A 16,460-nucleotide genomic window follows, 5' to 3' on the forward strand; every position below is an offset into this window, starting at 1 on the left:
CATGGAAAAGAAGATTGCAGTCATCCGGGGCGACGGCATTGGCCCGGAAATTATGACCCAGGCCCTGGCGGTGCTGGACGCGGTGGCGGAGAAATTCGGCCATACCTTCCGCTATGCGGAGGCGCCTATGGGCGGCAACGCGATTGACGCCTTCGGCGTCCCTTTGCCGGACGCCAGCCTCCAGACCTGCCTGGAGAGCGACGCGGCCCTGCTCTCCGCCGTGGGGGGACCGAAATGGGACACCATAGACCCCGCCATCCGTCCGGAGAAGGGGCTGCTGGCCCTGCGCTCCGGCATGGGGCTGTACGCGAACCTTCGCCCCGCCCAGCTGATTCCTCAGCTGCGCAGGGCCTGCCCCCTCCGACCGGACATTGTGGACCGGGGCATCGACTTCATGGTGGTGCGGGAGCTGATCGGCGGGGCCTACTTCGGCGAGCACAAGACCTGGGAGGAAAACGGCGAGACTGCGGCCTCCGACCTCATGATCTACCGGGAGCATGAAATCCGCCGCATCCTCCGGGTGGGCTTTGAGACCGCCATGAAGCGCGGCCGGCGCATGTGCTCTGTGGATAAGGCTAACGTCTTGGACAGCTCCAAGCTCTGGCGTAGGCTGGTGAACGAGATGGCGGCGGAGTATCCGGAGGTGGAGCTGCGGCATATGTATGTGGACAACTGCGCCATGCAGCTGGTCCGGGACCCCAGCCAGTTCGACGTGATTGTGACGGAGAACCTCTTTGGAGACATCCTCTCCGACGAGGCCAGCCAGATTACCGGCTCCATCGGCATGCTGCCCTCCGCCAGCTTAGGCGACGGGACCCGGGGCCTCTATGAGCCGATTCACGGCTCCGCGCCGGACATTGCCGGGCAGGACAAGGCAAACCCCATCGGCATGATCCTGGCTGCGGCCATGATGCTGCGCTACAGCCTGGACATGCCCGCCGAGGCGGACGCAGTAGAGGCCGCCGTCAACACCGCGTTGGAGAGCGGCCTGAGGACCGGTGATATCCTGGAGCCGGGAAAGACGGCCGTGGGCTGCGCTGGCATGGGACAGGCAATTGCCGCCAATCTCTAAGGGATACTCTGGGGCGTGCCGGCGGCACGCCCCAGAGCGCCCCCTGAGGGAGCCGTGGGAAGACAGATATTCTCCCTTTTGGACTGATTTTTGGGGAAAAGAAATCTCCCTCCATCTATTCGACGGGGGGAGATTCGCTCCAAATCACACAGGCCGATCAACGATCGTTTATCATCTTATGAAGTTACTACCGGTTTTCCTTCTTTATCCAGCAATGGGGTAAATCCCGCCGCATTTCCATTTCTATGAAAGACATAATTTACACCAGTTTGTGTATCGACCCAAATTTCAATCACATCAATAGTGCCTTGCTGATAAGTCTTCTTAAAACGCTCCATAGGGCTTCCTCCTTTTAAATGAAATGGTACTCATACTTTTTCATAGTCTTATATCTTCCGAATTTACTTTATCATATCTTTCTGCTGTAATCAACGCATCGTGAAATTGAAAAAGCCATCAGTCCAAATGTAAAAAGGGAGCAGGTATTTTTTCTCTTGCATTTTCCAGTTGGCTCTGGTATAATACATTTTAAATGCGGCTGTAGTTCATCGGTAGAACGGCAGCTTCCCAAGCTGCATAGGTGGGTTCGACTCCCATCAGCCGCTCCACGCCGGAGCAAGCGTCATGATCGCTTGCTCCGGCTTATTTTATAAGCCAGAGCGCGCTCATTTTACGGCTCCTCCTTTCAAATCGAACCCGCTGCCGCTGGGCTTCGATTTGGTTTTGGGTGTGAAACTGGGGGGCGGCATCAATACTGTTACGATATTCCACGTCGGAGCAAAGTCCGCTTTGTTCCGACGTCTTTTTTTCAAGAAGAGCGTCATCCGCTGCTTCTTCTCTTTCGCGAAGGGCGTACTCCCGCCGTCTGTTTGCTTGCAGGCGCGCTTATGACAGCTCTGGTCGCTATCACCGCTGACTCTGTGCCATTCTCCGGCGATGGACGGCTTTGAATTTTACAGTGTCAACCACACCGCCGGACGAAAATCCGGTTCGGTGGGCCACTGAAATATCTGCGCATGATGGAAGGAGATTTGGATTGCGGCCTCTATCTGCTTGGCCATGGGATTTACTCTGTGGACGCATGCTTGATACCTTTTCTGCCATCATGCCGTTGGACAGCATGTGTGCTGCCTTCCGTTGTAGAGCGGATTAGAACGTCGACTTCTTTTGACGCTTATGGTAATATAAACTCACAATATGGATCAGGGTGGTGTTTTTGTGATTCTATTCAAAATGGTTCGCTATCATCAAAAAAAGTATCCGTCTTATATTCCGCTCCATTTAGAAGAAGTCGCCGGACACTTTGATGTGAAACGTGTTTTCCCAACGTTACCCTACTCCCTCCATACAGAATATAGTTATGGAAAACGGACTTTTCAGAGTGAACTGATTCAAAAATATCCTGAAATTGTACGAGCAAATCAGGATGGAATTCCCCAGCTTTGGAAAAATGAGGTATGGGCGGAATCGTTTGCTGCGTTTTTGATGAAACTGACCAAGAACATGCCGGCACCAAGCGTCATTGAGATTCATCCTCCGTTTCATGATTATGTAGGTTCTATGAGAGAATTTATTGAAATATATCAAGTCTTTGAAACTCAGATCAAAAGCAGATGGCAGGAAACTGATATTCTCATTGAAAACCGCTGCGGATCGAGATATCGCGGCGGACGGTTTCTTATTTCAACAGCGCCCCAGATCAAAGAGCTTTGCGCATGGATTGAATCGGAGCATTTAAAGCTTCGCATTGCATTCGATATTCCGCAGCTATACACTGCACATCAGGTGACGCCCAAAAGAAGCTATGAAATTTGCGCGCTATTAGAGGAATTAAAAGAGATACGGCAATATATTGGCGGCGTTCATATATGGGGGAAGCGCACTTCCCACAGCAGACGCATCTCACATTGCGGGGATTTAAATACATACTTTAACAATGATATGCAGTTAAAGGCGGCCTTTCTGGATTCTTTAGGGCGGCTTTTTGGTGACAACCAAGTTAGAAATTTAGTTTTGGAGGTCAATAGTCACAGTGAGGATTTATGCTCCATCATTGAAGATTTGAACAAAGCCGGGGTTTCATACGTTTGACAAGCGGCATGATGGATTCGGACGATTACCCCTTGGGGCGGGGGGCCACTGGATGCCTGACTCCCGGATGTCCAGATTGGGTTATCCAGACAGGACGGAGAGAGATTGCCGCTCCTCCCTTAAAATAAACGCAGCGTCGTAAAATAGAGACGTGCTGCGGCGCAAAGAGTCCCTGCGCCGCAGTCACACAGCCTGCCGCAAGCGGTTCGCCGCTTGCGGCGGTTTTTCGCTGTTAAGATGGGCAGATGGCGCGAGACTCTGCGCGCGGGACAGACGACAGATACAAATGCGAAATGTTACAGCTCTGTTTTTGCAAGTTTGCCACGATTCTACAATCCGTGCGTTTTTTTCAGAATATGATAGAAATGCCTGCCTGTACAAGCAATGAACGCCCCCAAAGAGGCAACCTGCTGCGCATTTTCTTTACAGGAGTGTGACATCAGAAAGGATTCTGAAAGACGAGTTATAGAAAAAATGTCCAAAATTGTCCAAGTTTGTCGAAACTACTGTAAAAAGAAGAGAAATATAATAAAATAAGGTATGTATGACAGAAAGGGGAGGACTCCGGATGAAGGAGATCAAGCAAATCGTCGCAAGGATCAGCGGGCACCGGAACCGGGAGTGCTATACGATTCTGTGTTACGCGGTGGAAGCGGCTCGCCATTATCAGCCCCAAGAGCCCAAAATGAAGGTCATTTTGGCAGATGTTGTGGACATGATGGAGGAGAAAAAAGAACTGAGCACGCTTTCCAAGGCCTTGTCTCGAGTTGCAGCGGACATTTGGGAGCATGGGGACCATCAAGAGCTCTGGAAAGTGTTCGGCCGTCAGACCGTGGACCCGCCCACGCCGAAGGAGCTGGTGTTTCGTCTGGCTGAATACGTATGGAGAGAGTCGGGGACACCGGAACAGCAGATTGCCTACCGGCGGTGGCAGAGTGCAGCGGGGGCTGGCTACGGCATTATCGCCAAAATTCAAGAGCCTGAGTATCATGTGGTGACAAGTCCCATCACAAAGGATTTAGACACGGTGGAGCGGCTTGTCCAACGGCTCAACCAGGAGCAGACTCCGGTCAGGGTCTTTGAAGAGCGGTATCTTCTCGGCAATTTGCTGGATCTGATGAAAAATTAACGTCAAAACAAGAAGAGGGCCAACGGCTGCGGCGCGCAAAGCATTGCGGCCGTTAGCTTTTTTTGACCTGGAATCTATGTTACAACTAAAAACAAATTTTTAATTACATATTAAAAATAAAAGCGCAAAAAATAAAGGGTTTGAAATCCAGAACTTGACTGCTTTGTTACAGTCGCGTTACAAAATATGATACACGATTGACTTTGTGGTTGACGCCGTGATATATTCATCGTGCGGAACGGAGTACTGGATGGTCCATCCCGGCACAGATACGGGGTCGGCTAGCCACGGTATGTGCGCCGGAAAAAGACCCGACAGCACAACGTTTCGACAAAAATGGCGGTAATTTCCGCTAAATCTAAAAGGAGGAAACCATGAAGAAGTTCCTTTCTCTGGTGCTGGCACTGACCATGATGATGTCTCTCGTCACGATCAACGCTGGCGCCAAGGAATTCACGGACGACGAGGATCAGAATTATGATGAAGCCATCGCCGTGATTTCCGAAATTGGAGTTGTCGACGGCTATCCCGACGGCAGCTTCAAGCCCCAGGGCACTCTGACCCGTGGGGCAGCCGCCAAGATCATCTGCAACCTGATTCTTGGCCCCACCACCGCAGGTGAGCTGCACGCGGACACCGCTCCCTACAAGGACGTGCCCACCAGCAACACCTTCTCCGGCTACATCGCTTACTGCGCCAAGGAGAAGATCATCTCCGGCTACGCGGACGGCACCTTCCGTCCCTCCGCTGGTCTGACCGGCTATGCCTTCATGAAGATGCTGCTGGGCGCTCTGGGCTATGACGCCGAGAACGAGGGTTACACCGGCGCCAACTGGTCCATCAACGTTGCCAAGCAGGCCATCGGTATCGGCCTGAACAACAGCCTGGTGGATGAGTTCAACGGCGTTGACCAGGTGACCCGTGAAGAGGCCGCCCTGTATGCCTTCAACACCCTGAAGGCCACCATGGTGGACTACGATCAGAAGATCACCACCACCATCAACGGCGTGGACGTGGTCATCTCCCAGGGCACCGCGAAGCCCGTGGACTGGTCTGAGGGCAGCAACCGCGACGGCAACATCAAGGACGACGGCTATGTTCAGTTCGCTGAGGAGTACTTCCCCAAGCTGTACCTGGACAACACCACCGACGCCTTCGGCCGTCCCGCTCGTGAGTGGGAGTATAGCGGCAACACCGTCGGCACCTATGTCAACCACGACATCCTGAAGAAGGAGTTCACCACCGAGGTCACCGGCCGCGATCTGTATGACGTGCTGGGCAAGTCCACCATTGATGATTATGAGTTCCTGATCTCTGTGGACGGCGAGACCGAGAAGAACGTTCTGGGTGATGCTTTCTTCACCGAGGACAACATCCTCCGCTCCAACACCAAGGGCGTGGGCGGCACCGGCAACGGCGTTCTGACCCAGGTCTATGTGGACACCGATAACAAGGACGTTTACATCGCTGTCATCAACACCTATCTGGCTGTTGCCACCGATGACTACAACGAGAAGAAGGACGAGGCCACTTACACCGTCTGGAGTCTTGAGAACAAGGGCACCAGCTCTGACAAGACTCTGGTGAAGGCCCTGCCTGCCAAGAGCACTGATGCTGCCATCAATCTGGACCTGACTGTTTCCGGTGAGGACTTCGCGATTGAAGAGGTTAAGGAAGACGATATCGTTCTGGTCCACGTGGCCGAGGGCGAGATCAAGGAGATCATGGAGCCCGAGGTTCTGAGCGAGGTGGAGATCACCGCCTTCAAGAATGGCTCCTGGATCACCGTGGACGGCGAGCAGTATGATTACAACGACGCCATCCAGTATGACGACGACGTGTTGGACGACTATGACGACACCAACATGAAGGACACCACCTACAACGTGTACCTGGACGCTTACGGCTATGCCATCGGCGTGGAGGTTGTTGAGGAGTCCAGCAACTATCTGTTCCTGACCGGCATGGACGGCAGCAACAGCAACCTGAGCAACCGGAACGTGGACGCCAACGTGATCTTCACGGACGGCACCATGGCCACCGTAACGGTGAACTTCAAGGACAGCGAGAACGCTGCTGGTGGTTCTTTGACCCCCGGCGCTCTGATGAACACCTGGTGCAAGTACACCGTCAATGGCGACAAGGTCTATACCCTGACTGAGATTGCCGATAGCAAGGCTACCTTTGAGAACGCCGACGGCAGCACCGACAAGGCGGGCCAGGGCAGCAACCTTGACACAGCTAGCGCTGCGGATAAGGAGTTTGTCACTCTGGATAAGTCTCACGTGACCCTGAACGGTATCACTGACAGCACCGGCTTCAAGCGCGTGTATGCCAACGACAACTCTGTGTTCCTGTCTGTTGAGACCGAGAAGCTCAACAACAACAGCACTGACTATGTCATCATCAGCGATGTGGACGGCATCTCCACCGGCATTCAGAACGTGAATCTGAAGGCTTGGAACGCCAAGGCCGTGAAGGCGGACGACACTGCTTACAGCGCCGTTGCCGAGGCTAACATCTCTCACGGCGTGTACACCCTGTTTGACGACGACGGCTATGTGATCGCCGCTGTGGTTGTCGGCGAGGACGATGGCACCACCACCAACTACGCTTTCGTTACCTCCGACAGCATGAACCGCGAGTCCTATGACAAGGAGAAGGATGAGTACACCTGGAGCCGCGAGGCGATCGTCAATGGCGAGCTGGTGACTCTGACCGAGACTGGCAGCTCCAACCCCGAGCTGCGCGGCATGGTGCGCGGCAGCTGGTACGAGGTGAAGTACTATGCTGATGGCACTGTCCGTAGAGTCACCGAGATCAAGAAGGACAACGGCGACACCACTGTGGATGCCAATGAGTTCTACGCTAACTCTAGTGCCCCCGTTGGCACCTATCCCAAGTACGTCGGTTTGATCGACTATGTTGAGAAGGCTTCTGACGATAACGACACGGTGGTTCTGTATCAGGATCTGACGGCTCAGACCTATGTGGTCTCTGTGAAGGGCAGCACCCTGCAGGTGGACACCACCATCTCCACCGGCAGCCGCGGCTTCGCCGTGAGCCCCAGCGCCAAGACCGTCCTGATTCAGGACAGCGTGACCAGCAGCGGCAAGGTGACGCTCATGGACGATATCTATGAGTACACCGGTGGTTCTGCCGGCCTGGAGCGTGCGGTTCGGAACCTGAACGACAATGCCAAGTTCAAGGGCTATATCGGTGCTGTGATCGAGAACGGCGTTGCTACCAGCGTTGTGATCTATGACAAGACCGAGACCGACATCAACACCGGCATTGACGGTTCCGACATCGACGGCGTGACCGTGACGCTGAACGATCCCTCTGCTGGTAAGGTGTCCGTGAGCTACACTGGCACTCAGCCCACTGACGATCAGGCGATCTCCGCCATCGTGAGCGAGATGAACAAGCAGGGCTACACCGTGACGAACACGAAGTATGACAACAGCGTGCCCGCCTATGTGTTAAGCACAACCCGCAAGGTTGGCGGTATGGAGGTTGCTCAGGACTTCACTTGGGACGGCACCAAGACCCAGATGATCACCATCAAGGTGGACGGCACCAACAAGCTGGTTGCTAATGGTACGACTTTCGCCAGCCTGTTTACCAGCCCCTCCGCTACGGAGTTTGCCAGCCTGAATGGTAACATGAAGGCCACCAATGACTCCACTGCTCTGAACGCTGGTGATGAGATTAACACCACCCTGCATGTTCAGGTCAACGTGACCTCTGCGGTTACATCTACCGGCGCCACCACTGGCTTTGCCAGCGGTGCTACGGCCACCGCTACTGCTGACAGCACGATGACTGGCTATGTGCAGAAGGGCGTTGCGGGCAGCTACAAGGTTGTGATTGAAATTGGCGGTTCCGCTGCTACGGATGCTCAGGTGAATCTGACTGAGGACGGCGGCCGTACTCTGGACGTTACCACCATTGCTGCATCCACGACTGTTGGTACTAAGATTCCTGTTACTGTGACTCTGAGTGCCTCTGATACCAATAGCACCGTGACCCTTGCGTTTACGGTTGCTGACTAATTGGTAACGCTTGTGATATAGGCCTGTAAAAAGGCAATCACAAGATGAAAAAGGCCCGCCCCCTCTCGGGGGCGGGTCCTTTTTTACGCTTTACTCCGCATCCGCCTGGTAGAAGGCCAGGACGTAATAAGGAGACGGGCTGTTCATCTGATAAGCGGGGGTTTGAGTCTGATCGCTGTACCAGGAGACGGTATTCCCGGACCAGGACACCTGCATCCGGTTGTAGCCGTAGGTGGTATCCATATAGGTGTGGTAAGTGGTTGAGGTGGCATTGGGCACCAGCACCATAATCTCACCGCAGTAGCTGAATACCAGCGCCGCCAGCGGCATGCCGTTTGGAAAGGTCAGGTGGTTGGGGTGGCTGGGGCCGCATTCGTCGGTACCCACATAGGTGGTGGCCCAGAGCCGGCAGTTCCCGCACCCGGCCAGGGCTGCGGCATGGTCTGCCAGGGCCGCGTCCACCTTGGCGTTGTCGCTGTTGAAATTCTCCCGGAGAATCCGGTCCTCCCCCTCCCACTGGGAGAGCTGAAAATGGCTGGTCTGCTGCATAGAAAACCCCTCCTGCTAAAAATGTGATATATAGTTGTAACATAAAAGGGGCCCCAAACAAAAAAGTTGCACGCCTCCGTGCAACCTGACAAAAAGTTTTCGCCCGCCTTTTTCAAAAGGCGGCGGGGATCGGGGCAGCGCCCCGCCGCAGCCCAAAACAAGGCCGCCCCTTTTGGGGGCGGCCTTGCGCTGCTTATTTCTGGTAGTTCTGCATTCTCCAAACGATGGCGGAGACCTGACCACGGGTCAGCGTGTTGTTGGGACGGAAGGTGCTGGTACCATTGGAGAAGTAGCCCTCCACAATCCCAGCCGCATTCAGAGCCTGCACATACAGGTCTGAGGTGTCCGTAAAGGGCTTCACACTGGAGAGATTGGCCGTGCTCAGTTTCAGAGCGCCGGCAGCCAGCTGGGCCACTTGCAGACGGGTGATGGGAGCGCTCAGGTTCACATTGCCGCGTGTCACCAGACCGTCCGCCTGGGCCTTGGCCAGATAGCCGCTGAAGACGCTGCTTGAATTGGTGGGAGCCTGCTCCGGATAACCGGCGGCCAGCATCACCAGCTTGAGCGCCGCGCCATAGGAGATGGTGCTGTCGGGCTTAAAGGCGCCGTTGCTGTAGCCATCAATCACGCCCGCGTCCGAGAGCTCGGTCACATACTTGTAGCACCAGCTGGAAGAGCCCACGTCGCTGAACGTCCTGCGGGTGTTCACCACGCCCAGGGAGAACGTGCCGGACGCCAGGGCCTGACCGTTGCTGTTCAAAGCCACATACGGAATCTCCACAGAGCCGGTATAGGTGGAAGCGGGCACAAAGCGCAGCTGGCTGATAGAGTTGCTGCCGCTGGCATAGGTGTACTGGGTGGTGGTGTTGGCCCGGGTGGAGGTGCCGCTGCCCACGTACACGGTGCCCTGGTTGGAGGCGGGGAGACTCAGCAGCTGGATGCTGTACAGGCTGGAGCCGGTGGCATTCAGCACCGCGCTGTAGAAACCGCTGGCAGGGAAGGAGACGGCGGTATTCCGGGAGGTGACGCCGTAAATCTCCGACACGGCGGATCGGCTGACACTGATCAGAAGAGAGCCGGAGACATTCACCCCGTTGGTGCCATATGCGGTAAAGGGAATCGTGACGCAGTAATTGCTGCCGGAGGGCACATAGGTCAGCTCCGTCAGGGCGTACTGAGCGGTGGAGGTGGGATTGAAGTAGAAGGCGTTAGAATTGGAGGAGGTGAGCTGGGTACGGCCCGTGGAGCCATATTTGCTGGCACTGTAATAGTTGTAGTACAGAGCGCCGGTGGAGGGAACGCCGGTGAACATCACATAGTTCAGCGTTCCGCCGGTGGATTTTTTGAAGTAGCGGGCAATGTCATTGGCATTGATCTGGACATTGGTGCCGGTGGTGGTGGAGTAGCGGACACTGCCCACATAGTTGGAGGTGGAGCCGTCCGTTTGAATGACCAGAGTGCCATCCACGTCATAGCCGTCTTCGTCATAGGCGGTAAAGGTCAGCTCAATGGGAGTCTTGAAGCTGGAGCTGGCCACAAAGGTCAGGCTGTCCAGAGCGTAGTCGTTGCGGCCCGTGGCATCCTTGGAGTTATAGTAGAAGGCGGCGTTATCCAGATCAGAGCGGGAGAAGGAGGTCTGACTGCTGGTGCCGTAACCGCTGTACAGCGTGCCCTGGGCGTAATCGTTGGCGCTGGCAGGCCGGTCAAAGATCACATAGTCCAAGTCCGCGTTGCGGTAGGTGTCCCGCAGGAAGGAGAGGAAGTCGCTGCGGTCAAAGTCCACGCTCTTGCCGGGGGACACCTTATAGGTGATGTCGCCGTCACTGGCGTTTTCGCTGGAACGCAGCTCCACGGTGCCATAGACCCGGTGACTGCTGTTGGCGCCGTAGGCTGTGAAGCTGAGCTTCACGGTGTCCTGGAACGTATTCTTGGCCGCGAACGTCAGATCGTTCAGTGCGTAATTGTCCCGGCCGGAGACGGAATTGCTGTAATAGAATGTGGCATCGTCCAGGTCAGAGCGGGTGAAGGCAGTCTCATAGCTGCTCCTGCCGTACTCGCTGTACAGCGTGCCATGGTCAAAGGCGTCGCTGTCAGGCCGGTCGAAGATCACATACTCGAGGCTCTCGCTGGGATAGGAGGCCTGGAACACCGTGTTGAAATTGGCCCGGTCAAAGTCCACGGTCTTGCCGGGGGTGACTCGGTAGACAATGGTCTTGCCGTCCACAGTGGCGTCGCCCACCGCCAGACGCACGGTGCCGCTCATCTGACCCCAGGTGCCGTAGGCGGTAAAGGTCAGGGTGATGGAGTCGTCGTCGGCATTCTTGTCGGCCACCAGGGAGAGATCGTCCAGGGCATAGTCGTTGCGGCCGGCGTCGTCCTCGTCGTAGTAGAAGCGGCTGTCGGTGAGATCGGAGTGGGAGAGGGAGGAGTTGCCGGCATAGACGGCTCCCTCAAAGGAATTATAGGTGCTCTTGGCCACATTGAACGTGACATAGTTCAGCGTCCCGTTATATTGATTCCGATAGGCGTTATAGAAGTCCCGAGCGTCAAAGTCCGTCTCCTTGCCGGCTGCGGCGGTGTAGGAGATGGTGGACTTGTCATTGGTGGTGTACACGGCGTAGAACGTGGCGTTGGAATTGATGCGCTGGTAAGAGGGAGTCACCAAGGGCTGGTTGGTATAGAGATACCAGCTGCTGCCAGTATAGGAAGTGGTCCAGCCCTTGAACGTATAAGTGACGCCGCCAAAGGTGACCTTGGAGGGGTCGCTGGGGTTGTAGGGATAGCCGTTATTTTGGACGGTCTGGTTGGAGACCGCGATATTTCCAGAGCTGGAGAGGCTCTGGAAGGTTACGGTATAGCCGTTGGTTCTATAGAGAGCGGTGAATGTGGTGTTGCCGGTAATCGCCACATTAGCTGGATTCACCGTCTGCTGATTGGTATAGACGTAGTTGCTGGATGTTCCCTGCATCCAGCCATAGAATGTATAGGTAATGCCGCCGGAGGTAAAAGAAGAGGGGTTAGAAACCGCACTCGGACGCTGACCAGCGAGAACTGTCTGATTAGGAATCACAGAGCTTCCGGCAGGTGTTTGGAAAGTAACAGTAAAGCGGTTCTGCGGCATGTTCTGTTTACACACGTCACAGGCTCCGTCTCCATTATTATCAATATGGTTGGACTTCACAGAGGCACCGCCGCAAGTAGAGCAGATCTGCCAGTGCTGTGTGGTGCTGGATGTATATGTGTTAGCAGGGAAAATGTGGGCCGCATTACCTGTCTTGTTCGGGCAACCTGAGGTTGTGCAGGGATGCCAGTGATAGGAGGTATCATAACTCCATCCGCTGGACGGTTGATGGTTGTTGGTAGGTGAGATGGGTCTAACATCCTCATAACCGCAATCTTGGCATTTATAACGGTCTTCACCGTACTGGTAACAGGTGGCTGGCTTTGTTGAAGAGGGCGCTGAGGGATAGTTATGTGTCTTTGTTTCCATAGTATATCCGCACACGGTACAGACTTTTTCGTGTGAAGAGGTATCTTTTTGCCGCCATGCAGACTCATTATGGGCACCTCTCTCGCTCGTTGCGGTACATCCAGAAACCGTGCATTCATGCCAATGTTCCGTGCTACTACTAGACCAGGAAGTGGCATATGAATGTTGATGATCCTCTTCCGCCCCAGCCAGAGGGACCAGACTGATCATCATGATCAGCGCCAGCACTGCCGCGGGCAGTTGTTTCTTCCAAAGCTTCCTCATAAAAAGTCCCTCCATGATGTCGAATTTGCTGCCATTTGGTTACATAATATTCCTCTCTATAACATACTCGAAAGCCCTTTCAAAATCATGAACAAATTATGAACAAATAGAGCACTGGGGAAAAAGAGAGGTTTTTCTTTACAAATAATTTTGACTCCTATATAATACTATAGCTAACGAAATTTGAAGGATGGAGAGACGTCATGGCACTGATAGAATACGACGTTTACAAGCAGAAGCTGCGGGACCTGGGGCCGGAGCTGGACAAGCTGTCCGCTGCACTGGATGTGGAGAGCGCCCGGCAGGAGGCCGCCCGCCTGGAGGATGAGACCGCCCAAGATGGGTTTTGGAACGACCTGGAGCGTTCCCAGAAGGTGCAGGTGCGCCTCAAACAGCTCCAAAACAAGATCGGGCGCCAGGAAAAGCTCCTTGGCGCCTGGGAGGATTTGACCGTGCTCTGCGAGATGGGCCAGGAGGCGGACGACGCCGATATTCTGGAGGAAGTGAAGACCGAGTACGCCGCCCTGGAGGAGCGGGTGGAGGAGACCCGAATGACCACCCTTCTCTCCGGCGAGTATGACAGCTCCAACGCCATCATGCAGTTCCACGCCGGCGCCGGCGGTACCGAGGCCCAGGACTGGGCCCAGATGCTCTACCGGATGTACACCCGCTGGGCCGAGCGCCACGGCTTTGTCTATAAGATTCTGGACTATGAGGACGGGGACGAGGCGGGCATCAAATCCGCCGCCATCTCCATCGAGGGCGAGAACGCCTACGGCCTTTTGAAGAGCGAGAACGGCGTCCACCGCCTGGTGCGGGTGTCCCCTTTTGACGCCAACGCCCGCCGCCAGACCTCCTTCGCCGCCATCGAGGTCATGCCGGAGATCGAGAACGACGAGTCCATCGAGATTCGGGACGAGGACATCGAGATGCAGGTCTACCGGGCCAGCGGCGCCGGCGGCCAGCACGTGAACAAGACCTCCTCCGCCGTGCGGCTCATCCACAAGCCCACCGGCATCGTGGTGGCCTCTCAGCAGGAGCGCAGCCAGTTCCAGAACAAGGACAACTGCATGAAGATGCTGCGGGCCAAACTCCTGGAGCTCAAGGCCCAGCAGCACGCGGAGAAGATCTCCGACATCAAGGGCGTGCAGATGAAGATTGAGTGGGGAAGCCAGATCCGCTCCTACGTCTTCATGCCCTACCAGATGGTTAAGGACACCCGCACAGGCTTTGAGACCAGCAACGTGGACGGCGTGATGGACGGCGATCTGGACGGCTTTTTAAACGCGTATCTCACCCAGCTTGCCACCGGTGAGCTGAAGAAGTAAAGCCGGGTACGCCGCAACTGGATAGCCCGCACCCGAAAAAAGACGCGGCTGACGCCGCGTCCTTTTTCCGCAGATCAGAGAGAAAGGAAAGCACTATGGAAGAAAAAAACCCCTCCCCCAACGCCGCGCCCCGGGAAAACAAGATGGGTGTGATGCCAATTGGCCGGCTGCTGGCCGGCATGGCGGTGCCCATGATGATCTCGATGCTGGTACAGGCATTTTATAACGTGGTGGACAGCATCTTCGTGGCCCAGCTCAGCGAGGATGCCCTGAACGCCGTCTCCCTGGCGTTCCCCCTGCAAAACCTGATGATTGCCGTGGGCGCGGGCACCGCCGTGGGCATCAACGCCCTTCTCTCCCGCTCCCTGGGCGAGAAGAATCAGACCATGGCGGACCGGGCCGCCAATACGGGCATCTTTTTGTCCCTTTGCAGCTTTGTGGTCTTCGCCCTGATCGGCGTGTTGTTCTCCCGGACCTTTTTTGAAATCCAGGCCGCTGGTGAGCCCATCATCGTGGAGTACGGCACGGAGTATGCCACCATCTGCCTGGGGCTGTCCATCGGCATTTTCAGCCAGTTCTGCTTTGAGCGGCTGCTGCAGTCCACAGGCCGCACCACCCTGGCCATGGTTACACAGCTCACCGGCGCGGTGATCAACATCATCATGGACCCGATCTTGATTTTCGGCTATTTTGGCTTTCCCCGGATGGAGGTGGCCGGCGCCGCGGCCGCCACAGTCCTGGGGCAGATTGTCGCCGCGATCATGGCGGTTGTGATGAATTTGAAATGTAACCCGGATGTAAACATCCGCCTGCGGGAGATTCGCTGGAACGGTCACGTGGCGGGGGAAATCTACCGGGTGGGCTTTCCCTCGATTGTGATGCAATCCATCGGCTCGGTGATGGTGTTCGGCATGAATAAGATTCTCTTTGGCTTTACGAAAACGGCTACCGCAGTGTTCGGGGCCTACTTCAAGCTGCAAAGCTTCATCTTCATGCCGGTGTTCGGCCTGAATAACGGCATGGTGCCCATCGTCGCCTATAACTTTGGCGCGGGCCGGATGGACCGGGTGAAAAAGACGGTGAAGCTGGCGGTATGTACCGCTGTTGCGATCATGGCGGTGGGACTGGCGATTTTCCAGCTGGCGCCGGAACTGCTGCTGAGCTTCTTTGACGCCTCGGAGGAGATGCTGGAAATCGGGTCGGTCGCCCTGCGGATTATCAGCCTTTCCTTCCTGCTGGCGGGCTTTTGCATCATCGCCGGTTCCGTGTGTCAGGCCATTGGCAACCCCTTTTACAGCCTCATTGTGGCGGTGGCCCGACAGCTGGTGGTGCTGCTGCCGGTGGCGTGGCTGCTCTCAAGGAGCGGCAGGCTGGAGCTGGTGTGGGTGGCCTTCCCCGTGGCGGAGCTGATGTCGCTGACGCTCAGCGCTATTTTCCTGCGCAGGACCCTCCGCTCTGCGGAGGCAAGGGTAGCCGGAACGCCGCGGCAAACTTGATCCCTATGGACGAGAGGCCCCGGATTCAATCCGGGGCCTCCTGAAACTGTCGAAAAAAATGGAAAGTTACGGCAACGGGAAGGAAGATAGTTACGAAAGAAAACCAGGAAGGGTGTCTTTCGTTTTCAATCACCCGTTTTTCAGAACGTTTCAGCGGTCTGAAAAACTGCCGCAGCCTGCCGAAAAGACTTTTTCGGCAGGCTGGAGAGGCCCCGGATTCAATCCGGGGCCTCTCTTGGTTTGCCGGGTTATTGTTCCAAAAACGCATTGGGGTCCACCGGCTCCCCCTCTTGGGTCACGGAGAAGTGCAGATGAGGCTCCTGAGCGGCCTCTGCTGCGGCGGTATCTCCCACGGCGCCGATGATTTGCCCGGCGGATACCGTGTCGCCCTCCGCCACATTGGTCTGAGGCTGGAGGTTTGAATAGGTGGTCTGATAGCCGCCCTCATGGCCGATGACCACGGTGGTGCCCATCAGAGCGTCGTCCTCCACGGAGAGCACAGTGCCTGAGCTGGCGGAGAGCACCGTGTCACCCAGCGCGGCAGAGATGTCAATGCCGTTGTGAGTTCTCCAGTCCTCCAGCGTGGGGTTATATACCAGCTCGTCCATGGAGAAGGCGGTCAGGACTTCGCCCTCCAGGGGAGAGACAATCAGCCGGGGGGCTTGGGCTATAACAGGGGTATCGTCCACCTCGACCTCCGGCATCGTGGCAGCTGGCACCTCAACAGGCTCAATGGTCTCCACCACAGGCTCCTCCGGTACCACCAGTTCCGGCGCAGGGGATGTGACAGGCGTTTCGTCAGGGGGAGCCAACGCCTCCTCCGCAGTGTCGTCGCCGCCAAAGAGCAAAAAGTAACCGCTGACGCCGATGACCAGCAGGCACACCGCCATGGTGACATAGAATTCGGCGCTGCCCCGAATGGCATCCCATTTCTTACTCATGTATCGTACCTCCCTCAAATTTGGGTCTGAGGGAAGTATGGGCTG

The 16,460-nt window shown here is 55.8% G+C and carries 11 protein-coding genes and 1 tRNA gene; 8 read left to right on the plus strand and 4 right to left on the minus strand.

Translation table 11 applies throughout. The features are described 5' to 3' along the window. The first annotated feature begins 1 nt into the window (after position 1). Positions 2-1,072, plus strand: coding sequence for a 3-isopropylmalate dehydrogenase (gene leuB / locus KJS55_RS08220; protein WP_187032036.1), 1,071 nt, complete (start codon positions 2-4; stop codon positions 1,070-1,072). 176 nt (positions 1,073-1,248) lie between these two features. On the opposite strand, the gene KJS55_RS08225 is transcribed toward leuB, so the two are convergent. Then, complete coding sequence (locus tag KJS55_RS08225; protein WP_187032034.1) at positions 1,249-1,410, minus strand: DUF6440 family protein; 162 nt, start codon at positions 1,408-1,410, stop codon at positions 1,249-1,251. Positions 1,411-1,606: 196 nt separating this feature from the next. Between KJS55_RS08225 and KJS55_RS08230 the strand changes: the two genes are divergently transcribed. The 5 genes from KJS55_RS08230 to KJS55_RS08250 all read left to right on the plus strand — a co-directional run bounded on the left by KJS55_RS08230 (position 1,607) and on the right by KJS55_RS08250 (position 8,347). Beyond that, positions 1,607-1,680: transfer RNA gene (locus KJS55_RS08230), tRNA-Gly, on the plus strand. 16 nt (positions 1,681-1,696) lie between these two features. After that, positions 1,697-1,963 (plus strand): hypothetical protein, encoded by a 267-nt coding sequence (locus KJS55_RS08235; RefSeq protein WP_213543102.1) that lies wholly within the window; start codon positions 1,697-1,699, stop codon positions 1,961-1,963. Between the two features lie 327 nt (positions 1,964-2,290). Beyond that, positions 2,291-3,163, plus strand: coding sequence for a hypothetical protein (locus KJS55_RS08240; RefSeq protein ID WP_213543103.1), 873 nt, complete (start codon positions 2,291-2,293; stop codon positions 3,161-3,163). Positions 3,164-3,731: 568 nt separating this feature from the next. Further along, entirely contained in the window at positions 3,732-4,292 is a 561-nt protein-coding gene (locus KJS55_RS08245; RefSeq protein ID WP_187032028.1) for a sporulation initiation factor Spo0A C-terminal domain-containing protein, read from the plus strand. Positions 4,293-4,666: 374 nt separating this feature from the next. Then, positions 4,667-8,347: an S-layer homology domain-containing protein gene (locus KJS55_RS08250; protein ID WP_213543104.1), complete on the plus strand. Its 3,681-nt coding sequence runs from the start codon at positions 4,667-4,669 to the stop codon at positions 8,345-8,347. A gap of 90 nt (positions 8,348-8,437) precedes the next feature. On the opposite strand, the gene KJS55_RS08255 is transcribed toward KJS55_RS08250, so the two are convergent. Both KJS55_RS08255 and KJS55_RS08260 read right to left on the minus strand, forming a co-directional pair. Beyond that, the gene (locus KJS55_RS08255) at positions 8,438-8,896 is read right to left on the minus strand and encodes a hypothetical protein (RefSeq protein WP_213543105.1); all 459 of its coding nucleotides are present in this window, start codon (positions 8,894-8,896) and stop codon (positions 8,438-8,440) included. Between the two features lie 193 nt (positions 8,897-9,089). Beyond that, positions 9,090-12,077: an S-layer homology domain-containing protein gene (locus KJS55_RS08260; protein WP_213543106.1), complete on the minus strand. Its 2,988-nt coding sequence runs from the start codon at positions 12,075-12,077 to the stop codon at positions 9,090-9,092. A 776-nt stretch (positions 12,078-12,853) separates the two neighbouring features. Here KJS55_RS08260 and prfB point away from each other — a divergent pair. Together prfB and KJS55_RS08270 are read left to right on the plus strand one after the other, a co-directional pair. After that, complete coding sequence (prfB, locus tag KJS55_RS08265) at positions 12,854-13,978, plus strand: peptide chain release factor 2 (RefSeq protein ID WP_187032021.1); 1,125 nt, start codon at positions 12,854-12,856, stop codon at positions 13,976-13,978. A gap of 95 nt (positions 13,979-14,073) precedes the next feature. Beyond that, entirely contained in the window at positions 14,074-15,474 is a 1,401-nt protein-coding gene (locus tag KJS55_RS08270; RefSeq protein WP_187032019.1) for an MATE family efflux transporter, read from the plus strand. Between the two features lie 248 nt (positions 15,475-15,722). On the opposite strand, the gene KJS55_RS08275 is transcribed toward KJS55_RS08270, so the two are convergent. After that, positions 15,723-16,415 carry a peptidoglycan DD-metalloendopeptidase family protein gene (locus KJS55_RS08275; protein WP_187032016.1) on the minus strand — a complete coding sequence of 231 codons (693 nt, stop codon included), beginning with the start codon at positions 16,413-16,415 and terminating at the stop codon, positions 15,723-15,725. Between the last annotated feature and the right edge of the window lie 45 nt (positions 16,416-16,460).

The organism is Pusillibacter faecalis (assembly GCF_018408705.1).
Classification (GTDB): Bacteria; Bacillota; Clostridia; order Oscillospirales; family Oscillospiraceae; genus Oscillibacter; species Oscillibacter faecalis.